Consider the following 21,447-nt stretch of genomic DNA (forward strand, 5'->3'; position numbering starts at 1 on the left):
AAGGCAATTGATGACATGATGAGGGATGCAAGAATGAGTGGGGAAGCATTAGGTGAGGCACGAGGGAGAGAAGTTGAACGTAAAATAATGCAGAAAGAGTTGGATGAAAAGCAGAACCAGCTGGACGAAAAGCAGAACCAACTGGACGAAAAGCAGATTCGGTTAGATAAATATGAAAAAGAAATAGAGGAATTAAAGAAGCAGCTTGCCGAGAGGCAGACAGCGTAATAAGAAGTCGGATGGTCAAAGGGGAATCCGGCTTTTAAGGTGTAACACAAAGGTAATGAAATATTAAAATTAATTCCGGACTACAGGATTAATCTCATAGATCCCCATGAGATTAACAATTCAGAGAAGTTTATGTCGGATTTTAGATACATAATAGAATTTATGAAAGCATCAGGGGATAAGGAAAAGATGAACAGTCTTTTAAATGAAAAACATAACATATATTCAAACATGGAAAGGGATGCCATGGTGGTAATCAGGGAATGTGCAAACATTAACATAAAGGTTGAAGAGAAGGAGGAGAGACAGGATATGTGTAAGGCAATTGATGACATGATGAATGACGCAAGAATGAGTGGGGAAGCATTAGGTGAGGCACGAGGGGAAGCGAGAGGAGAAGCACGAGGAAGAGAAGCTGAACGTAAGATAATGCAGAAAGAGCTGGATGAAAAGCAGAACCGATTAGACAAATATGAAAAAGAAATAGAAGAATTAAAAAGACAACTTGCCGAGAGGCAGACAGCGTAATAAGAAAATAAGAGAGAAAAGTCGGATAGTCAATCATGAAAAGGCTGTCCGGCTTTTTTGTGTATATAGGTTTAATAGCAAGATAAACAATTTGTGAGTACAGACAAATGTTCTAATGGATATAATTTATGTTATATTGTATTTTGTTGTAAAAAAAGCTTTTTTTTGATAAAATAAGATGATATATGTAATTTGAAGCGAATTGTTAAACAATGTATTTTAACAGTATACAAACAGGAGATTGAAGGTAACAATGAAATTATTAAAACTGTATTATCACGTGAAAGCGATGATTAAGAAGGTGGGATATAGAGTATTGAGCGGAAATAAGATTTCTTTTGGAAGGAAGACCACTTTCAGAAATGGCTTTCATGCTATGGTGGAAGGAGACGGTAATATCAGCATAGGTGAAAGGTGCTTTTTTAATAATAATTGTTCGATAAACAGTTTGCAGGAAGTTACAATAGGGGACGGAACGATTTTTGGAGAGAATAGCCATGTATATGACCATAACCACAGGTTTAGAAGTTCGGAGGATACTATAAAGAGTCAGGGATATACAGTGGCACCTGTGCATATAGGAAAACATGTGTGGATAGGAAGTAATGTGGTGATATTAAAAGGCGTGACTATAGGAGATAATGCAGTGATAGGAGCCGGTTGTGTAGTTGATAGGGATGTGCCGGAGTGTGCCATCGCTACCTGTGGTAGTGGGATTAACATAAGGATGCAGGGAGAATAAGATGGAGCAGAAGAGAGAGTTTGATTATTCCATTGCATTGGTTAGAATCGTATCATGTATTATGATTTTTTTATGTCATTACGTGCAAATACTTGGAAATCCAATAATAGCACAGACAGCTCAGTTTTTTAACGTAGGTGTATTTGTGTTTTTTATGATATCCGGATATTTGCTGGGGCAGAAACAAATTAATAAAGGCGAACTGGCATCGTGGTATAAAAAAAGAATGACTAGAATATTTGTGCCACTGTATATTGTAGTGGTAGTGGTTTTTGTTGCTTTGTATTTTGAAGGAATACAAGTTAGTCCTAAGGCGTATGTAATGTATGCATTAAACTTGCAGGCGTTTGGCGTTAGTATTTCAGGGGCAGGACAGTTGTGGTTTTTAACAATAATAATGATTTGTTATCTTATCACTCCGTTTTTACAGAAAACTAAAGATTGGAATAGACGCATAAAAGAAGTAGTAACTACTATATTTATTTTAATACAGTTAGTAGCAGGATTAATAGGAATACGGTTCATAGCATTGTATGTGTTTTATGTAGGGACCTATGCTTTAGGGTACTATATATTACCTAATATAATAAGGAATATAAGTAGGAAAAGTGCATTAAGATGGTCTGTAACGATGCTGATAGCTGTGGGAATTAGACTTGTGAGTAAGGTGGTAATAGGTGATTCATGTATATATGATTATATAATTGTATTATATACACAGGTCGTATTAGGTATATGGATAATAATTGCTATAAAGTATGTATATCAAATGTTTAAGGAATATCTAAACTATAGATTAATTAAGACCATGGATGGATATACAATGGAAGTGTATATGGTACACATGATGTTTATGCAACTTCCTTTTTATATGTTTGGAAAAATTAATTTGGTAATAGATAGTTGTATGATTGTAATATGTACTATATTAGCTGCAGTTATATTAAAAAAAATAGAGAAAATAGTGATAAGATAGAGATTAATATATGGAACAGAAAATTTTAAAAATAAGACAACAAAACAGAGATACTACCATGCTTTTAATAGTACCTACCGCTATATTGGCAAAAATTATATATATGTATTTTCTACCAATGAGATATTTTTTTGATAGTTACAGAATGATAGATATGTTAGTAAATGGTGATAAGGCAACAAGTGGATGGACAGGATATCAAACGGCAGTAGATTTCCATAGAACAATCAATATATTCCATTTTACTACTATAAATCAATTTTCAACATTTTATGGATTGATTATGACTATTGCCATTATGATTATTGTGTCAAAAACTAAGGAGATGGACTTTAAACAATCATTGTTTACCCTTATGGCAACGGGAGTTTTAAATATTTATGTTTTTTGTATTAATAAAGAAATGATACAGATTTTATATTTTTTTGTTATTTATATAATTATTAATAGCCCTGTAAAAAATACATTGTTAAAGATATTAGGGTGTGCATTAGTATATTATTGGGAAAGTACATCATTTAGGTCATACTATATAATAATGGCGGCAATGAGTGTCTTACTATACTTTATATTCTTATGGCTTCAGAAGAGAAGAAGAATAACAAAATTTATTATATTTGCAACGGTGCTTATGTGCTTTATAGGAGTATTTGTGTTCTTTTATGCTAGTAGTTTAGTGTCATATGATGATTACTATGAGGCATTAAATATTAGAGATAATTCTACGGGAACGATAAGAGAGGCTGGTGGAGCAGCTTCGGCAATTTATAACCCTATAGAGGTTAATGGAAATCTTGGTGTTTTTATGATTGATTATGTAATTAATGCATTTAGGATGATGATTCCAATAGAACTTCTGCTAAAAAGCCCTGGATATGCTCCATTTTTTATTTATCAGATATTTATTTTAATGTATTTATTTAAGGCACTTGCTAACATTAAGGCAATGGATAAAAAGGTGGTTGTGGCGTTGTCATGCTTTGTGGCATATTTCTTTGGATCGGTAGTTTTCGAACCGGATTTTGGCTCCTGGGTTAGACATGAGGCTACCACATTTCCGGTATTCCAATTATTAGTATACCAAAATAGAGTGCAAAATAGTGCAACAGCGAAGGGAATGGTGAGAGATGAAGCAACGTATGTATAACACATTTTATAGAAAATTGAAAAATGTTAAGTTGGCAAAGGCTATATCTAACATTAGTTATTGTATGTTGTTGGCATATTATTATATGGCAAGACTTTTTTGCAAGAGTAAAAGCAGCATGACTATTGATGAAGCATATAAACTGATGGATAGTTGCAGTAAGAGACCTGATATGAAAACTACGTATACAAATAAGGAATGTAGTAAAGATTTGTCTATAATTGTTCCGGCATATAATGCGGAGAAAACAATAAGAGAATGCATCAATTCAGTAATAAATCAGCAAACAAGTGTTGACTACGAACTTATAATAGTCAATGACGGTTCAAGTGATAAAACAAAAGAAATCGTAACCGGTATAAAGTCGGAAAAGATAGTTTTGATTAATCAGGAAAATAAAGGATTTTCAGGGGCAAGAAATACAGGTATAGATGCAAGCGTTGGGAAATATATAATGTTCCTTGATTCCGATGATATGTTAGTTGGGAATTGCATAGAAGGTATGATGGGAAAAATAAGAGAATTCGGAGCTGACATTGTACAGGGAAGTTACTATAGTTTTTTAGAAAATACTAATACTTTTAATTATAGCAAATTTCAAGATACAACAGTTACATCAACAGAAAATATATTGAAAGCACCGGGATTTCCGTGGGCAAAAATATATAAAAGAGAAATGTTTAATCAATTAAGATTTCCGCTAAATGTATGGTTTGAAGATACTATTGTATGTATGGTCTTATACAGAATGTGCAAGAAAATGGTGGTTACATCGGATGTTGTGTATGCGTATAGGTTAAATCCAAATGGTATAACAGCAAAGGCAAGGCATAGTAATAAGTGTATAGACCATTATTGGGTTATGGAACAGGTATTAGAGGATGCGAGAGATATCGGATTGCAAAATGATGAAATACAATATGATTTGGTTAAAGGTCATATGTCTACATTACTTTATAGAAGAATTTCATTAATGTCTGATGAAGTGATAGAATGTACATTTAATCTGGCATGTCAAATGCTTGAAAACATCAGACCGGAGCATTATAAGGCAAAGGGAAGAACAATTGACAAAGATATTGAGAGAGCATTCGAAACCAGAAACTATAAGTTGTGGAAATTAGCTAGTTTTATTGTATAAAGTTTAGGAAGGTAGTTACTTCAAATGAAGAAAATATGTTTTTTTTCCGGTGATATAACCAGAAGCGGTGGCACGGAAAGAGTTAGTACCGTTATTGCTAATCAGTTAGTAAAGAATAAGAAATTTAATATATGCTTTTTAAGCTTATGGGAAAACAACGATAAGTTGTTTTATACATTAAATGATAAAATTAAGAGATATACTTTATTTGAAAAAGTTACCAGTGGAAAAAGGATACTTACATATGTTCACAGGCTTAGAAAGTTTGTGAAAAGTAACAATATAGATGTTCTGATAGATATTGATGGAATATTGGATTTGTATTCTATACCGGCATTAAGAGGAGTGAAATGTAAGTTAATATCCTGGGAGCAGTTTAGTTTTTACGTCAATCCATATGTGGGATATCGAAAAATTACAAGAAAATGGGCGGCAAAAAAAGCGGATGCAATTGTTGTATTGACAGAGGAAGATAGAAAAAATTATGAAAGAGAGGTTAATGTTAAAGGAATTTTGCGACGTATATATAACCCGATTGAAATTGGGAATGGTGAAGATATTTGCTATAATATGAAAAGCAAGATAATAATAAGTGCGGGTACGCTAAATTATAACAAAGGGTTTGATATGCTGATTGATGTTGCAAAAATTGTGCTAAAGAAGCATAATGATTGGAGATGGGTAGTATGCGGTGAAGGCGAAGAAAGAAAAAGACTGGAAGAAAAAATAGAAAAAAATAATTTAACAGAGAACCTAATTTTGAAAGGGAATGTTAGCAATATAGAAGAATATTATAGGAAATCTGCAATATTTGTATTAACATCTAGAACTGAAGGATTTGGATTGGTATTAACCGAAGCAAAAAAAGAAGGTTTGCCGTGTGTCAGTTTTAGATGTCCGGCAGGCCCAAGTGAAATAATATTGGATGACATAAATGGTTATCTTTTAGATTGTTTTGATATAGAACAAATGGCAGAAAAAATAAACCAGTTGATAGAAAATCAAGATATAAGAAAAAAATTCTCGGACAATTCTATGGTGGGGACAGAAAAGTTTAATATTGATAAAATAAGTGAGCAGTGGATGGAATTAATAGAACAGATATAAGAGAGAAAATTAATGGAATATAAGGATAAAGTGTCGGTTGTTTTACCGATATACAATGTTGAAAAGTATTTAAAGAAAAGTGTACAGTCAGTTCAAAATCAGACATATAGAAATCTTGAAATAATACTTGTAGACGATGGTTCAAAAGATAGTAGTGGAAGAATATGCGATGAACTGTCTAAGGAGGATTCAAGGATACAAGTGGTACATAAAAATAACGGAGGTCTCGCATCTGCAAGAAATTCAGGGTATGAGGTGGCAACCGGAGAGTATGTTATGTATATTGATAGCGACGATTGTGTAAAAGAAGACACAGTGAAAAAGTGTGTTGATGCAATAGAAAGAGATAAGTCAGATGTTGTTATCTTTGGATATGAAAAAGTATCTGAAGATGGAAATATATTAGAAGTGTGTAGCTGGGATAATAAGATATATAGCCATAATGAAATGACAGAACATTTATATAGAGCTATTTGTGAAATGTCCTTTGGGTACGCATGGAATAAGTTATATCGTAAATCGATTTTAGACAAGTCAGGTGTATTAGGTGATGCAAAAGTCATTGACAGAGAAGACCTGATTTACAATATGGAGTTGTTAAAATATTGGAATAAGATTACCTATATAGATTATGTTGGATATGAGTACTTACAAAGAAGTACAAGCCTGCTACATAATTCAAATTTGGCAAGATTGAATGGTGTGGAGTATTTTGTAGAAAGAGTACATGATATTGATGTAGGCGAGGCACAAGGAAAAGTATTCAATATGGTTGTCTTGCACTATTTAGCTGATGCAATTATAAAAAATATTATATGGAACGCAGAGTTAAATGCAAAAGAGAAGAAACAATTAATAAAAGAAACTATAGATAGATGTCCTAATAAAGGTGAATTATATTCAGATAGGGACAATGGAAAATATTTGCGAGAATTATACAAAAGCATAGAAAAGGGAAATATGAAATATTTTTATCTATATGTAAAATTGGGAGATATTAAACGAAAAATGTTTAAAAAGTAAAAGTAATTGTAAAGGAAACAAGTTATGAAACGAATGGCAGTAATTTCGGCAGGGTTTGTGCCTGTTCCAGCTGTGGATGGTGGAGCAGGAGAAGTTTTAACGACAGAGATTATTAATGGAAACGAAGTGGCAGGAGAGTATTATATGGACATATATACAATAGAATCTCCTAAGCTTGATTCTATCAAATATAAAAATGCAGAAATAATACAAATTCATATTACAAAATGGAATTGGTTTTTTTGCAAGTTTAGAAATATGTTTCTAAAGGCTTTAAAAAGAAAATACAGATTTATACCATATAACAGGGCATTGTTAAAGGTATTTAGAGATAATTATGATAAAATACTAATTGAAAATAATATGCAGGCTTTTGAAGATATATATAAACATGCTGAAAATGGAAAAGAGCATATGATTTATCATATGCATAATGACATAGATGGAACAACAAAGCCGGAATATTTGTGTCGATTTATCGCTGACAAAGCAGAGACTATTTTACCTGTAAGTAAATATATTGAAAATCACTTTAACAGTGTTGCACCTAATGAAAAAATGAAAGTGTTATATAATTGCATTGATTTAAACGTATTTAATGTAAATCGGAAATATAACACTGAGGAACTAAAAAATGAATACGGATTAAATAGTGACGATTTTGTTTACTTATATACAGGAAGAGTTTGTCCGGAGAAGGGAATATTGGAATTAGTAAGAGCTTTTAAAAGGATTGCTAAAGAAAATAAAAATGCTAAATTGGTAGTAGTTGGAAGTCGTTGGTATAATCTAATTGCAAAAGATGAATATTTTAAAAAGTTAATTGAGGAATCAAGAGGTTATGAAGACAGAATTGTTTTTACAGGATATGTCTTTCCGGAAGATATGCCGGCAATATATACTTTAGGGGATGTATTGGTTATTCCGTCTATGTGGGAAGAACCTTTTGGGGTTGTAGCTCTTGAGGGAATGGCAATGAAAGTACCTATTATAGCTACAAATTCAGGTGGATTGGTAGAGGTGCTTAGTAACAAAACTGCAATTATAGTGGATAAACAAAAAAATGTTGTAGAAAATTTGTATAATGCGATGAATGATATGTTCATAAATGATAAAAAAAGAGAGAGTTTTGTTAAAGAAGCATGTACAGAGGTTACGATGAGAGAAGAGTATGATAAGATAAATTACTATAATGAATTTAGTAAAAGGATAAAAAACGATGTTAAGCGATAATACAAAGAGAATTGAATGGATAGATGTAGCAAAAGCATTGGCAATAATATTAGTAGGAATAGGTCATTATAATTGTCCGAGAGGATTGCAGATATGGATATATAGCTTTCATATGCCATTGTTTTTTATTCTTTCAGGTGTTACGTTAGATATAAAAAAATATAAATTTGTAAAATTTGTAAAACGAAAAGCTAAAGCGTTTTTAGTGCCATGGTTGATGGCGGTTTGCGTAAATGTTGTATTTCAATCAGCATGTAGAAGTATAGGAATATCTGCTGTAGACGACCATATTTATATGATTCCGTTTAAAATAATTGTTAATTGGCGATTGACATCAAGGATGTTTGATCCCATATATTGGTTTTTGCCAGCATTATTTATGACGGAATTAGCATTATATTGGTTATATAAGGTATTTGATAGCAACATGAAGAAAGGGATATTAATAATATTGTTATGTGCAATTGGTATGTCGTACCAATGTTTCGTTAATTTGAGACTGCCTTGGGAAATAGATTTACTTCCTGTAACATGTACATTCGTATCTTTAGGTTATGCAAGTAGAAATGGTATAAATAAGATAATAAGTAAGAGTGTAATAATTAAAATTATAGTTTCAATCGTGTTGATTTTTGTTGGTAGTATTTTAGGATTCTGCAATTCGATGATAATTAAAAAATCTATAGATATTCATAGTGCCACTTATGGAATATTACCACTTATGGTCATTGCTGCATTTTTTATATCTATAGGAATTATAATTTTGTGTTCTTTTGTTCATATTAAGTTGGTTAATTATATAGGTCAGAATAGTTTGCTATTTTATTTGGCACAACCAATATTATACAAGGTGACAGATATTTTACTTGTCTTTGTTTTTGACGTTATACCTTTTTATACATATCAATATGGAGCAAATTATTTATGCTTAATAATGTTACATGTTGCAACTAATATTGCAATATTAATATATGTATTTATATATAAATATGTTAAGAAAATAGTTAAGAAAAGAATGGTTATTAATTAATGAAAAAGAAAATTTTATTTTATTTAGATTCGTTAAACAAAGGGGGATTGGATAAGGTAGTATTAGATTTTGTCAATCATATGGATTATGATAAATATGATGTTACTGTAATGAGAAGATTCCCAGGAGGTTATTACACCTCATTACTAAATTCACAAATAAAAGTGGTTTCAAATACATTTATAGATGCAAGAAAGCATCCGGTATATAATCATTTGATAAGAGTTGTTTGTGACAGAATGCCAAGAAAATTAATGTACAGATTGTTTGTCCACAGAAAATATGATGTTGAAATTGCCTGTGGAGATTCTTGGGCGGCAACGTTAATTGGTGGTTCAACAAACAAAAAATCGAAGAAGATACTTTGGGAACATATGGATGTAACACTGGATGAATCAACGGCGACTCATTTTTCAACTTCAAAAGTTAGGGAGTTTTTTTCTCCATTTGATAAAATTATTGGAGTATCAAAAGACTGTGCACAAAAGTTTATTGAAAAATATGGTTTTGAGAATAAAGTAACATATATTTATAATCCTATAGACATAGAAGATATAGAAATTAAAAAAGAAGAAGAGGTGGAATCATACGATGAAGGATTTAATATTCTTGCAATCGGAAGATTTATGCCACAGAAGGCATTTGTTCGGTTGATTGATGTAACTAAAAGTCTGTATGAAAAAGGAGTCAAATTTAACTTAAATATTATTGGTGAGGGACCAGAAGAAAGCATTATAAAAAACAAAATAGATGAGTATGGATTGAAGGATAAAATAAAATTATTGGGTTTTAAAGAAAATCCATACCCATATATAAAAAATGCAGATTTGCTTATATGTTCTTCAATTCATGAGTCATATTGTTTAGTTGTTGCAGAGAGTTTGGTGGTAGGAACTCCTGTATTAAGTACGGCTTGTACAGGACCATTGGAATTACTTGACAACGGAAAATATGGAATGATTGTTGAAAATTCAAACAAGGGTTTGCAAAATGGCATTGAAACATTGGTAACAGACAAAAATCTGTTAAAAAAATATAAAAGCATGGCATTAGAGAGAAAAGACTTTTTTAATGTGAATACATGCATAAAACAATTTGAAAAGATATTTGAGGAATAATATGAGAAAAGTTGGAATAGTAACTATATTTGATTTAAATAATTACGGAAACAGACTTCAAAATTATGCAGTAGAACAGATTTTGAAGAAGTGCGGTGTGGTTCCTACAACGCTAGTGCTACCATGCTATGAGGAAATCTTTAAATATAATAATAAACTAGAAAATTTTGCTAAAAAAATATATTCAAGGATATTTAAAAATAATAGGATAGAAAGGTATTTGTCTTTTTTGAAGTTTCAAAAAAACATGAATGCAAAAAACATTTCTAATACGAGTGACTTAAATGATTTATACGATATGTTTATAGTTGGAAGTGATCAGGTTTGGCATCCGGATGTTATATCAGATGATATGTTTTTGAGATTTGCGGAGAAAAAAAAGAGGGCAACTATATCTCCAAGTTTTGGATTAGATGGAATTCCTAAAGAAAAGGGAGATTATTATCGAAATGGCTTGTGTGGATTCAATAAAATTACGGTAAGAGAAGAGAGTGGGAAAGACATTATAGAGGGGTTATGTGATGTGCAAGTGGATGTTAATTTAGATCCTGTTTTTATGTTAGACAGTGAGGAATGGGACAGAGTATCGAAACCGGTAAAGGGAGTTGCGGATAGATATATTATAAAATGTATGTTAGGGGATGATAATTTAGACAATGAGGAGATAATTAATAAAATAGCACAAGAAAAGAAGATAGAAATTATAGATATCCATGATGAATCAAACCGACTCTATAAAATTGGACCAGGAGAGTTTATATGGCTTATAAAAAATGCACAATTTGTCATTACAAATTCTTTTCACGCAATTGCATTTAGTGTAATATATCGTAAGGATTTTGTCGCGTTGAATAGATACCAGGATAAAAACGATATGAACACAAGATTGGAATATGTTCTTAAAAGGTTCGGATTAATCGATCAGTTTGTAAGTGGTTGTAATGATTTTACGACTGATAAAGTAGATTATACAGAAACTATGAAAATATTGAAAAAGGAACAGGATAAGATGATGAAATACATAAGGGACGTATTGCAGGATTCTAGTATATAATAATGTTTAAAAAATAGGGAATAGGAATATTAATTATGGACGATTTGATTAGTGTAATAATACCTGCATATAATGCGGAAAAGTATATGGATAGATGTTTAAATAGCATAGTAAAGCAGTCTTATAATAACTTACAAATTATTGTGGTTAATGATGGTTCAACGGATAATACAAAGAAAATATTAGAAAAGTTTGCTGAGGCAGACAATAGAATAGTTGTTATTAATCAGAAAAATGGTGGCGTTTCACAGGCAAGAAATAATGGTATATATATAGCTAAGGGAAAATATATGTGTTTTGTAGATAGTGATGATTATATTGATATTAACATGATACAAAAGTTATATGATGGTATTAAAAAATGTGAATTGTCAGTTTGTGGCTTTGTAAACTATTTTGACAACGAAGAAAAAGATGGACCGTCACCATTTGGTAATACCAATGGATTGAAAACAAGAAATGAATATTTAAAAATAATGTCGAAATATTTGTATAGCGTTTATTTTGGAGCATTGTGGAATAAATTATATTTATCTGAAATCATAATGAAGAATAATATAAGGTTTGATGATAAAATATCATTTGCGGAGGATTTCATATTTAACATAAAATATCTGGAATATGTGACAAAGGTTAGCATTGTACATAATAATTTGTATTATTATTATCAGGAAGTTAAAAATTCATTAACTAAAGTTGTAGATGTGCAATATCGTTGGCAAGCATCATATACGAAATATTGTTGTTGCATAGAGCAGTATAAAAAAATGGATATGTATAACGAATGTTATAGGGAAATTTATTCTGCAATTGCATATGAACTAATTGGTCCGACTTACGATATTACAAAAGAAAATTATAAGGGGTTTAAGACAGCAAAAGAAAGTTTAAAAAAAATTTATGAAGAAGAATTGATAAAGAAGGCAATTAAAAATGTAAAAAAACCACAGATGGTACATAGGATTGCAAAAATCTCTTTGTTTTTGAAAAGTTATGGCATTTTTGTATTTTGCATGAGAGTATGGATTAAAATTCAAAGATATGATGGTAAATAAAAGGTGTAACAGATGAAAGCAATAATATTAACAATAACAGGTGGTCAAAATTTTGGAAACAGACTTCAGAATTTCGCATTACAAGAAGAATTAAAAAAACAAGGTTTAACGGTTGATACTGTACAAAATTTAACAAGAGCGGAAGATGAATATAAAATAGTTACAAAGTTGAAATTATCAATAAAAAAAATCATTTCTACTCTTTATTATATTATGCCATTTTCAAATAATGTTGAGTTTAATAATTGGTATAGAAGAAAAAAATTTGATAAATTTACAAAGAGATATATATCACAATATCACACTCCAATTTCAGATATATATGTACCTGAGAATATAGATGATGAATATGATTTCTTTGTGGCAGGTAGTGACCAAATTTGGAATCCGTATTATCTATTTAATTCTCATATTGAATTTATGGATTTCGCTACAAAATCAAAGCGAATTTCATATGCGGCAAGTTTTGGAGTTGATAAAATCCCAAATAATAAAATTTCTACATATAAAAAATGGCTAGAAGAAATTCCAAACATATCTGTCAGGGAACAAAGGGGAGCTGAAATTGTAGAAGAATTAATAGGTAAAAAAGCCTCGGTGGTTGTTGATCCGACACTTTTATTGAACGGAGATGAATGGAGAAAAATAGCCCAAAAACCTAAATGGTTAAATAAAAGAGAATATATATTGGTGTATTTACTGGGAGTAGAATCCGAAGAGTTAAATAAAAAAATTAAAATTATATCGTTAAGATATAATTTGCCTGTCATTTGGTTAAATAACCCGAAATATAAAAAAGAATACGGTACAGATCCTGCAGAGTTCATATATCTAATTGATAACTGTAGATTATTATGTACTGACTCGTTTCATGGAACAATTTTTTCATATAATTTGAAAACACCTGTTGCAATTTTTGAAAGAAAATTAATGAATGGTGAGGTCGCTATGAATTCAAGAATGAATACAATAAAGAAATTGTTTGGAATTGATAACAGAGTAATAGAAAATATTGATATAGATAATGAAGCAGAACTTTTTGACACACAATACAATGAGGAGAAGGTAAACGATGAAATAGAAAAATCAAGAAAATATTTAAGAAAGGTATTAAATAAGCAATGCAAAAAGGATTAGTTTCAATTATTATTCCGTGTTTTAATGGAAGTGAATATATTGATAGGTGTATTAAGAGCATTTTGGAACAGAACTATAATGATATAGAAATAATTATAATAAATGATGGTTCTACAGATGATAGTGAAGAAAAAATTTGGAGTTATAAGGGTGATATAGAAAAAAGAGGATATACATTTAAATATATGTTACAGGAAAATCAGGGGGCAGCGGCGGCAGTTAATCAGGGATTGAAGATTATGACAGGTGAGTTTTTTCAATTGTTTGATATAGATGATATATTATATCCTGATAATGTAAGTAAAAAAGTAAAAGTTTTTGATGAAAATAGCAATGTCGGTATAGTCATTAATAATGGATATTTTTTTAATATTGATAGTGGAAAACGAACAGTTTTTAGAAATGATATTGATTATATAAAAAATAATGGATTGTTTAATGCAATCATATATGAGCATGCGTATAGTTGGGCGGGATGTTGTATGATGCGAACAGAGGATTTTAGTAAAAATATAGAAAATAGAGACATATTTCTGTCAAAGTATGGTCAGAACTTGCAAGTTGTCTTGCCGGTTGCTTTTGCAAGTGGAAGTTATGTTGTGGATGAACCTTTAATGGATTATGTTATGAGAAAGAACTCAGTGTCCCATACAGAGGATGTTCATAAACAGTTATTTTTACAAAAAAAATTTACAGAGAATAGAATTGAATCTGTAAAGAATATTAGGATGGATTCAGATAACAAGAAAAAAATAATTCATAGTATTGAAATGTGGGATGTAAAGAAAAGATATATTTTTTCTATGAACCATGGACTTCGGGATGAACTAGAGAATACTAAAGAAATATTAAAGAAAAACAAGTTATTTTCGTTTAAGGACAATGTGCGATATTGTGTGGGTAAAAATAAATGTTTGAAAAAATTTTATGACTTTTTACATAAATTAAAAGGAAGTATTTGATATGATAAATATAAAAAGAAAAAGTGAGTGTACAGGATGTTCTGCGTGTAAAAATATATGTCCAAAAAATGCAATAGAAATGGTTTGTGATAATGAGGGATTTGAGTATCCTATAGTTGATAAAAACAAATGCGTAAATTGTAATTTATGTAATAAAGTATGTCCGGTATTAAATGTTAAAGAGTGCAAAGATGAAAATCAAATAATAAACATTGCATATAATTGCAATAAAGAAGAAGTTGAAAAGAGTTCATCAGGGGGGATTTTTATCTTATTGGCAAAGAAAACAATAGAAAATGGTGGAGTTGTGTATGGAGCTGCGTTTGATGAAAAACTTGTTTTAAGACATACTTCAGCTGACAAATATGAGAAAATAGAACCTTTGTTAAAATCAAAGTATGTTCAAAGTGCTATTGGAGACTCCTATATAAAAGTTAAAAATGATTTAAAAAAAGGTAGAAAAGTTTTATTTGTAGGAACACCATGTCAGGTAAATGGATTGTTGAGTTTTTTAAATAAGAAATATGATAATTTAATCACCGTTGATTTTATTTGTCATGGCGTTCCGAGTGGAAAAGTATTACATCATTATGTATCATGTTTAGAAAAGAAATATCATAGCAGTATTACAAAAATCTTTTTTAGAACAAAAACAAAGGGATGGAACAATTTTGGACTTAAATTTTTATTTGAAAATGGTAAGTGTATTGAAAAATTTGGTATAGAAGATGAATATCTTGCAGCATTTTTATTTGATATTGATTTAAGACCTTCATGCTATAAATGTAATTTTAAAGGAATAGATAGAAAGTCAGATATTACCTTGGCAGATGCATGGGGAGAATTAAGTGGGAGTCGAGTTTACAATGAAAGAGGGACATCTTTAATAATAGCTCATACAAATGATGGAGAGAAATTAATTGATGAAATAACAAAAAATATTGAATTTGAAAGGAACAACGAGAATTATATATTAAAATATAATGTTAATGCGATGTACAGTGTTATTAAAGATTCAAGAAGAAAAAAATTCTTTAAACAATTAAACAATAACAGAGATTTTATGGAGATAGTTAATAAATTAAAAAAAATAACATTTAGAGTGCGTGTTGAAAGAAAGATAAGGAAGATAGTAAATGGTAGAAGAAACAAAAAAATTAGTTAATAACAGATTATACTTTTGGGAAGGAATAGCATGCATTTTTGTTGTTTTAATTCATTGTCAATTACCGGGAAGAGTGGGAATTGTGACAGAGACAATTGCGAGATTTGCAGTCCCATTGTTTTTTTCGATATCTGGATATTATTGGGCAAAAGTAGAAATTAATCAAAGAACTTATAAAGCAAGATGTAAAATTAAAAAAAATTTAAAATTGTTTATAGCGATAACAGCAGTTTATATTTTATATCGAATAATGGTGCAGTGTGCCCTTCATCTTGAAGCAGTTAATGTTATTAATGCAAGGAGTTTTATTAAACTGCTTCTTTTTAATGAGACAGATTTCATATGTACAGTTTTATGGTATTTATTAGCATTGATATATATATATATATTATTGATCTTTTTAAAAAGCTCAAAGAGCTATTACGTTGTAGCTTTTCTTTCATTTGGTGTTTTTTTATTAAGTTATATGTTGAAGATAGTTGCATATAGTGGAAATTTATCGGAAAAACTTAATGAAAATTCTGCTATATACAGAAATTGGTTAACGGTAGGAATTCCATTTTTTATGTTTGGGTATTTATTTTCTACAAAACTAGAAAATAAACTTAAAGAAGTATTCAGTTATAAAATGACATATATGTTGTTGATTATTAGTATGTTTGGATGCATATTAGAGAGATACATCATAGGTAATAGTATGGATGTATACTTGTTTAGTATTATTATAGTTTTCACAATAATGCTTATGTGCAGCATCAAACCAAATATTAAACAGAATTATGTTGTAGAGATTGGCAAGAATATATCTTTGGCGATGTATTTGTTTCACCCTTTAGTGATGTATGGTTATAGATATTTATTTGGTTATTTTAACCTAATGAATAGTAAAATTACACAGTGGACATTGCCAATAATTGTAATACTTACGATTATTGTAATATATGAAGTAATTCATAGAATAAATATTATTCCCAATATTAGTAATGTAAATAATTTATCAAGAACAACAAATGCCAAAAGAAATGTTGTTAGTGGAATTGCACAAATGCTTATTACAAATATTTTGCAGTTTGTAAATCGGAAAATATTTATTGTAGTGTTGGGGGCAAGTTACTTAGGGTTAAGTGGTTTGTTTACCAACGTATTATCAGTGTTGTCATTAGCTGAGTTGGGAGTTGGAAGTGCGATAGTTTTTAGTTTGTATAAGCCATTGGCTGAGAATGATGAAGAAAAGATACATGCGCTAATGGAGTTATATAAGAGGGTTTATAGGATTATTGGTTGTATTGTATTAGCTATAGGAATTGCTATAACACCAATATTGAAATTTATTGTTAATTTAGAACAGGGAGTAGATATAAACTATTACTATATTTATTATTTGTTCCTAATGAATTCAGTTATTTCATATTGGTTTTATGCATACAGAAATTCTATTATTGGGGCATCACAAAAGGATTATTTATTAGTAAAAATAAATGTAAGCTTTCCAATTATACAGACAATAATGCAGATTTTTGCATTGGTGCTTTTGAAAGGAAATACGTCTTACTATGTTTATCTTACTATTCCCATTATTATGTTAATAATTAAAAATTATATAGTATATAAAGTGTCTAGTAGATTGTATCCATATTTAGACAATAAGTGCAAGAGCAAATTGGAAAAAAGTGAATTAACAAAAATCAAAAAAAATGTGTATGCGTTATCGGTAACAAAATTAAGTAGTACAATATATTATGCCAGCGATAATATAGTTATATCAACATTTATCGGGACTATATTTGTTGGCTTGTACTCAAATTATTCAATGATTACGGTTGCTGTGACGGGAATTATAAACATTATATTTAATAGTTTAAGAAATAGTGTAGGTGATTTAAATGCATCATCAGATAAAGAACATGTTTATGTTGTATATAAGAGAATATTGTTTGCTAATTTTTGGATATATGGGTTTTGTGCAATAGCATTTATGGTATTATTTAATCCGTTTATAGTATTATTTTTTGGAAAAAATTATGCATTTGATACCGTTGTAACCATTGTAATTGTATTTACATTTTTAATTCCAGGTTTAAATCACACAAACACAATTTACAAGGATGCATGCGGACTATTTTGGCAGACTAGATATAGAACTTTGGCTACCGCATTAGTAAATATTACTTTTTCGGTAATATTAGCAATAGTAATACCTGTAGAAAAATATAAAATAGTGGGAGTTTTGTTAGCTACTATTATTTCCTATGTTGTTACGATTTTACCTGTTGATCCAAAGATTATATATAGAGATGTTTTTGGAATGAAGAGAAATTATTTCATTAAATGGTTCATAAATAATCTATTAATTATTTCAGTAATTATGGCAATCACGTATGGTATATGCTTGTTTATACCGAGATATACATGGATTGGTTTTATTATTCAATGTGTTATAGTGGTGATTGTACCAAATGCATTGTTTGCAATAATAAAATATAAAACAAGTGAATTTAAATATTATAAAGAATTAATTGCGGAAACAATATTAAAAATAATAAATAAGTAAGGATAAGATGAATGGATAAAAAAGAATTCATCAGTGGAACTATGAGAATCCAACGGTTATTATTACATTGGCTTGTATATATGTTTTAGTAAATTATTAGGGGATTTGGTGATAAAAAACTACGATATTTATAAAAATGCTGTTGGATATTAAAAACTAGATAGGAATAAGGCAGGTAGTAGAATATTATGATAAAACTAAAAAATAAAAAAGAATGTACTGGATGTGCGGCATGTTATAATATATGTCCCACAAAATGTATTGAGATGGAAGCGGATAAAGAAGGCTTTAAGTATCCGTTTGTAGATAAGGGAGTATGTATAAAATGTGGGAAATGCATAGGAGTATGTCCACAGTTAAAGCGTCAGAAAAACACGGATGAAAAACATGAGGTATATGTGTGCGTTAATAATGATAATCAGGACGTTGAAAGGAGCTCTTCTGGGGGAATATTTGTATTACTCGCAAGACAAATTTTGAGTGCAAAGGGAGTTGTATATGGGGCAGCTATGGACAATGACTACCAATTAAAACATACACGTGTTGATAATATAGATGAATTAGAGAAGCTATTAAAATCAAAATACATACAAAGTGACATTGGTTTTACATATAAGTATGTAAAGGAGGATTTAACAAAAAACAGAAATGTATTGTTTTGTGGTACTCCATGTCAAATTAGCGGATTAAATAATTATCTGGGAAAGAGATATGATAACTTATTATTGGTAGATTTTGCGTGCCATGGAGTGCCAAGCCAGAAAGTTTTTAATGAATATTTGAAATGCAGGAACTTAAATAAATGTAAGCACAATTATGAAATTTCTTTTAGGGATAAGGTTAATGGTTGGGAAGAATTTGGGATGAGCATAAGAGAAAACAATAAGATAATATATAGCAAAGATAGGAGGGAGGATACATTTTTAAAAGTATTTTTAAATGATATTGCATTAAGAGAGTCATGCTATACGTGTATTTATAAAAAAAGTGAGCGTATAAGTGATATAACACTAGCTGATGCATGGTGTATAAATGAATATGATGCAAATTTATATAATTCAAAGGGTACATCTTTGATTATAATACATACTTTGAATGGAGAGCATACGTTCGCTAAAATCCGCAATAAGATGTGCATTAATTCTGTTGCGGAGGAATATGTTATAAAGTATAGTTATGGAATGTTTCATCAACCAATTAAAGATAGACGAAGAAGAAAATTTTATAAGCAATTAGGAAAGAAATCGTTTGATAAATTGGCAGTAAAATATGATGGTATCAATTTTATAACAAGAGTAGAGAGAAAATTAAATAGAACAAAGAAAAAATACATAAAATTTTAACTGCCCACTTTTCCCACCACCATTTTTGTGCTATATTTATACCATATTATTACAAATTAATCGGGAGGGAACCAATGATTGCAATTATATCGGCAATAGAGGATGATGATGAGAGACTTACCGTGGAACGCTGGTACAGACGTTATTACGGATTAATGTTTGATAAAGCATTTGCATTGTCAAATGATGAGAATATAACCCGTGACATGATAAATGAGGCTTTTATCAGAATCATTAATAATTATGATAAGGTTGTAACTTTAAATAAATTTCAGATGGCTACATATTTTGTCAGTACAATTAATAGTGTGACAATAGATTATTTGCGAAAAACAGGCAGAGAAGATTTAGTGGAAGCAGATGATTATGAAAAATTTCTGAAAAAGAGTGTCATTGAAGAGAGAAAGTTCTGTTCTCTAGAGGATGTATCCATTAGAAATTATCAGTTATCTCAGGTTATAGATGCAATAGATGAACTTACTGATAAAGAAAAGCTTTTGCTTATAGACAAGTTTTATTTTGAAAAGTCCAACAGAGAAATTGCAAGTACGATGGATATGAAAGAAAATCAGGTTCATGTATATGTAAAAAGAGTTTGCGAGAAGTTGTGTAATATAGTAGACGAAAATAAAAAACAGAAATAAAATTAAAGCATTTTCGAGATTAGCGGACGGTGGTGTGGCACTGTTGTAATTATAAATCGAAAATGCTTTTGTTGTTGTGTGAACTATTTTATTTTAAGAGGAGAGCATAAATAACATTGAATGTTTTGCATTAAAACTAAAAATATTATAGTAATGAGCGTAAATAAAAGTGAGAGACGGTGAGAGTAATGAACGAATTGATAGAAGTAATTAAAAACAAGTCAATTAAGGAAAAAATTATAATATGCGAAAAACATTGGAAGCTAATTTCTACTGTTGTTGCGGGGGCATTAACAGTGCTTTTTATTGTTTGCAGAATATTATATTATAGCTATTATAAAGGGGCGTATTCAGTGTATTGTTTGGGAGATGAATATATAGATATGTCCGGTGAAACAATAATAGTTACCATTGCTAAATATATATTTATATTGTTAATAATGTTTGCATCAAATTATATATTATATGCTATAGGGACGGTTGAAGATACTGGGAGACTTAGATTAAGGCGTAAACTAAAATCAATAGCATATGTATTATTCGTAACAGGTGTAATAATTTTTATCAGTATTTTAGAAACCAATTTTTCTATGAGGCAAGCGGTAAGTGAATTTCGAAGAGCTAATAGGAATCAGATAAGTAGATTTTTAATTTTGGCATTATATACAAGTTTTGTTGTAAATATATATGCAATCTTACTATGTATACACAAAAATGATAGATTCTTTAGACTTATACATAGTAAAATACATAATGATAATATGAAAAAAAGACAGCTCAAGAATGGAGGTAGTGGAGAGTCAGTAATAAAAAACGAAAATAGTAAAAGAGGAAAATACGGATGGGTACTATCTTGTATTATAATTGTGATTTTGGCTCTATTTCTTGAAGTGATATTATTGTATTCTTATGGGAAAAATTACGAATTACAAAGAAAAGATTATGAAGTAATTATTGATACAGTGAGAAACAACGAAAAATCTGAATTTAAAATGGATGGGAAAAATGTTAATATCTATTTTATTATATACGAGGATAAGCAACAATGTATTATATCAAAATTAGAAAATAGAAATGGAAAAGTTATAAGAAGGCTTGATTGCAAGTGTAAAATAAAGAAAGAAAAATTAAAAATTTATCAATGTGGTAATATATATAAGTTATCTGATGAATAGGGACACTGATTTTTTACCTTAAATTTGAGATTAAAAATAAACATATTATTGAAAATTGAAATCACAAAACCCCAACTTACCTATTGAA

Annotated in this window: 19 protein-coding genes and 1 pseudogene; all 20 read left to right on the forward strand. The window is 29.9% G+C overall.

Translation table 11 applies throughout. From position 1 onward, the window contains the following. A pseudogene (locus tag DWW68_RS13540) lies at positions 1 to 228 on the forward strand (hypothetical protein); the annotation flags it as partial. Positions 229 to 360: 132 nt separating this feature from the next. Then, positions 361 to 756 carry a hypothetical protein gene (locus tag DWW68_RS12830; protein ID WP_118595022.1) on the forward strand — a complete coding sequence of 132 codons (396 nt, stop codon included), beginning with the start codon at positions 361 to 363 and terminating at the stop codon, positions 754 to 756. Positions 757 to 1,009: 253 nt separating this feature from the next. Continuing rightward, the gene (locus tag DWW68_RS13865) at positions 1,010 to 1,498 is read left to right on the forward strand and encodes an acyltransferase (protein ID WP_118590249.1); all 489 of its coding nucleotides are present in this window, start codon (positions 1,010 to 1,012) and stop codon (positions 1,496 to 1,498) included. A 1-nt stretch (position 1,499) separates the two neighbouring features. Then, the gene (locus DWW68_RS12840) at positions 1,500 to 2,474 is read left to right on the forward strand and encodes an acyltransferase (RefSeq protein WP_118590252.1); all 975 of its coding nucleotides are present in this window, start codon (positions 1,500 to 1,502) and stop codon (positions 2,472 to 2,474) included. A gap of 10 nt (positions 2,475 to 2,484) precedes the next feature. Beyond that, a complete protein-coding gene (locus DWW68_RS12845) occupies positions 2,485 to 3,621 on the forward strand; it encodes a hypothetical protein (protein ID WP_021952655.1) in 1,137 nt (378 codons plus the stop codon). Next, positions 3,614 to 4,762: a glycosyltransferase family 2 protein gene (locus tag DWW68_RS12850; RefSeq protein ID WP_158576916.1), complete on the forward strand. Its 1,149-nt coding sequence runs from the start codon at positions 3,614 to 3,616 to the stop codon at positions 4,760 to 4,762. The genes DWW68_RS12845 and DWW68_RS12850 overlap by 8 nt, the downstream gene beginning before the upstream one ends. Before the next feature lie 24 nt (positions 4,763 to 4,786). After that, positions 4,787 to 5,869 carry a glycosyltransferase family 4 protein gene (locus tag DWW68_RS12855; protein ID WP_021952657.1) on the forward strand — a complete coding sequence of 361 codons (1,083 nt, stop codon included), beginning with the start codon at positions 4,787 to 4,789 and terminating at the stop codon, positions 5,867 to 5,869. Between the two features lie 12 nt (positions 5,870 to 5,881). Beyond that, the gene (locus DWW68_RS12860) at positions 5,882 to 6,892 is read left to right on the forward strand and encodes a glycosyltransferase family 2 protein (protein WP_021952658.1); all 1,011 of its coding nucleotides are present in this window, start codon (positions 5,882 to 5,884) and stop codon (positions 6,890 to 6,892) included. Positions 6,893 to 6,916: 24 nt separating this feature from the next. Further along, positions 6,917 to 8,125: a glycosyltransferase family 4 protein gene (locus DWW68_RS12865; protein ID WP_021952659.1), complete on the forward strand. Its 1,209-nt coding sequence runs from the start codon at positions 6,917 to 6,919 to the stop codon at positions 8,123 to 8,125. Beyond that, positions 8,112 to 9,155, forward strand: a complete 1,044-nt coding sequence (locus tag DWW68_RS12870) for an acyltransferase family protein (RefSeq protein ID WP_021952660.1) — start codon at positions 8,112 to 8,114, stop codon at positions 9,153 to 9,155. Before DWW68_RS12865 ends, DWW68_RS12870 begins: the two co-directional genes overlap by 14 nt. Continuing rightward, on the forward strand, positions 9,155 to 10,273 hold the full coding sequence (locus DWW68_RS12875) for a glycosyltransferase (RefSeq protein WP_021952661.1): 1,119 nt from the start codon (positions 9,155 to 9,157) through the stop codon (positions 10,271 to 10,273). The genes DWW68_RS12870 and DWW68_RS12875 overlap by 1 nt, the downstream gene beginning before the upstream one ends. Before the next feature lies 1 nt (position 10,274). After that, complete coding sequence (locus DWW68_RS12880) at positions 10,275 to 11,327, forward strand: polysaccharide pyruvyl transferase family protein (protein ID WP_021952662.1); 1,053 nt, start codon at positions 10,275 to 10,277, stop codon at positions 11,325 to 11,327. A 35-nt stretch (positions 11,328 to 11,362) separates the two neighbouring features. Next, positions 11,363 to 12,382, forward strand: a complete 1,020-nt coding sequence (locus tag DWW68_RS12885) for a glycosyltransferase (protein WP_021952663.1) — start codon at positions 11,363 to 11,365, stop codon at positions 12,380 to 12,382. A 12-nt stretch (positions 12,383 to 12,394) separates the two neighbouring features. Continuing rightward, complete coding sequence (locus DWW68_RS12890; RefSeq protein WP_021952664.1) at positions 12,395 to 13,519, forward strand: polysaccharide pyruvyl transferase family protein; 1,125 nt, start codon at positions 12,395 to 12,397, stop codon at positions 13,517 to 13,519. Further along, positions 13,504 to 14,481, forward strand: a complete 978-nt coding sequence (locus DWW68_RS12895) for a glycosyltransferase family 2 protein (protein WP_021952665.1) — start codon at positions 13,504 to 13,506, stop codon at positions 14,479 to 14,481. The genes DWW68_RS12890 and DWW68_RS12895 overlap by 16 nt, the downstream gene beginning before the upstream one ends. Before the next feature lies 1 nt (position 14,482). Further along, complete coding sequence (locus DWW68_RS12900; RefSeq protein WP_021952666.1) at positions 14,483 to 15,646, forward strand: Coenzyme F420 hydrogenase/dehydrogenase, beta subunit C-terminal domain; 1,164 nt, start codon at positions 14,483 to 14,485, stop codon at positions 15,644 to 15,646. Next, entirely contained in the window at positions 15,618 to 18,197 is a 2,580-nt protein-coding gene (locus tag DWW68_RS12905; protein WP_118590255.1) for an acyltransferase family protein, read from the forward strand. The genes DWW68_RS12900 and DWW68_RS12905 overlap by 29 nt, the downstream gene beginning before the upstream one ends. Before the next feature lie 398 nt (positions 18,198 to 18,595). Next, positions 18,596 to 19,540, forward strand: coding sequence for a Coenzyme F420 hydrogenase/dehydrogenase, beta subunit C-terminal domain (locus DWW68_RS12910; RefSeq protein ID WP_243053114.1), 945 nt, complete (start codon positions 18,596 to 18,598; stop codon positions 19,538 to 19,540). A 74-nt stretch (positions 19,541 to 19,614) separates the two neighbouring features. Then, entirely contained in the window at positions 19,615 to 20,184 is a 570-nt protein-coding gene (locus DWW68_RS12915) for a sigma-70 family RNA polymerase sigma factor (protein ID WP_021952670.1), read from the forward strand. Positions 20,185 to 20,372: 188 nt separating this feature from the next. Continuing rightward, the gene (locus DWW68_RS12920) at positions 20,373 to 21,359 is read left to right on the forward strand and encodes a hypothetical protein (RefSeq protein ID WP_118590261.1); all 987 of its coding nucleotides are present in this window, start codon (positions 20,373 to 20,375) and stop codon (positions 21,357 to 21,359) included. The last annotated feature ends 88 nt before the right edge of the window (positions 21,360 to 21,447 follow it).

The organism is Eubacterium sp. AF16-48 (assembly GCF_003479405.1).
In the GTDB taxonomy this organism is placed as follows: Bacteria; Bacillota; Clostridia; order Lachnospirales; family Lachnospiraceae; genus Eubacterium_G; species Eubacterium_G segne.

What these genes read in the sequence shown, in the direction of transcription:
- DWW68_RS12895 (WP_021952665.1), top strand. Translation starts at nt 13,504, where the DNA reads ATGCAAAAAGGATTAGTTTCAATTATTATTCCGTGTTTTAATGGAAGT.
- DWW68_RS12870 (WP_021952660.1), top strand. Translation starts at nt 8,112, where the DNA reads ATGTTAAGCGATAATACAAAGAGAATTGAATGGATAGATGTAGCAAAA.
- DWW68_RS12915 (WP_021952670.1), top strand. Translation starts at nt 19,615, where the DNA reads ATGATTGCAATTATATCGGCAATAGAGGATGATGATGAGAGACTTACC.
- DWW68_RS12855 (WP_021952657.1), top strand. Translation starts at nt 4,787, where the DNA reads ATGAAGAAAATATGTTTTTTTTCCGGTGATATAACCAGAAGCGGTGGC.
- DWW68_RS12860 (WP_021952658.1), top strand. Translation starts at nt 5,882, where the DNA reads ATGGAATATAAGGATAAAGTGTCGGTTGTTTTACCGATATACAATGTT.
- DWW68_RS12865 (WP_021952659.1), top strand. Translation starts at nt 6,917, where the DNA reads ATGAAACGAATGGCAGTAATTTCGGCAGGGTTTGTGCCTGTTCCAGCT.
- DWW68_RS12885 (WP_021952663.1), top strand. Translation starts at nt 11,363, where the DNA reads ATGGACGATTTGATTAGTGTAATAATACCTGCATATAATGCGGAAAAG.
- DWW68_RS12890 (WP_021952664.1), top strand. Translation starts at nt 12,395, where the DNA reads ATGAAAGCAATAATATTAACAATAACAGGTGGTCAAAATTTTGGAAAC.
- DWW68_RS12900 (WP_021952666.1), top strand. Translation starts at nt 14,483, where the DNA reads ATGATAAATATAAAAAGAAAAAGTGAGTGTACAGGATGTTCTGCGTGT.
- DWW68_RS12840 (WP_118590252.1), top strand. Translation starts at nt 1,500, where the DNA reads ATGGAGCAGAAGAGAGAGTTTGATTATTCCATTGCATTGGTTAGAATC.
- DWW68_RS13865 (WP_118590249.1), top strand. Translation starts at nt 1,010, where the DNA reads ATGAAATTATTAAAACTGTATTATCACGTGAAAGCGATGATTAAGAAG.
- DWW68_RS12880 (WP_021952662.1), top strand. Translation starts at nt 10,275, where the DNA reads ATGAGAAAAGTTGGAATAGTAACTATATTTGATTTAAATAATTACGGA.
- DWW68_RS12850 (WP_158576916.1), top strand. Translation starts at nt 3,614, where the DNA reads ATGTATAACACATTTTATAGAAAATTGAAAAATGTTAAGTTGGCAAAG.
- DWW68_RS12845 (WP_021952655.1), top strand. Translation starts at nt 2,485, where the DNA reads ATGGAACAGAAAATTTTAAAAATAAGACAACAAAACAGAGATACTACC.
- DWW68_RS12920 (WP_118590261.1), top strand. Translation starts at nt 20,373, where the DNA reads ATGAACGAATTGATAGAAGTAATTAAAAACAAGTCAATTAAGGAAAAA.
- DWW68_RS12830 (WP_118595022.1), top strand. Translation starts at nt 361, where the DNA reads ATGTCGGATTTTAGATACATAATAGAATTTATGAAAGCATCAGGGGAT.
- DWW68_RS12875 (WP_021952661.1), top strand. Translation starts at nt 9,155, where the DNA reads ATGAAAAAGAAAATTTTATTTTATTTAGATTCGTTAAACAAAGGGGGA.
- DWW68_RS12905 (WP_118590255.1), top strand. Translation starts at nt 15,618, where the DNA reads ATGGTAGAAGAAACAAAAAAATTAGTTAATAACAGATTATACTTTTGG.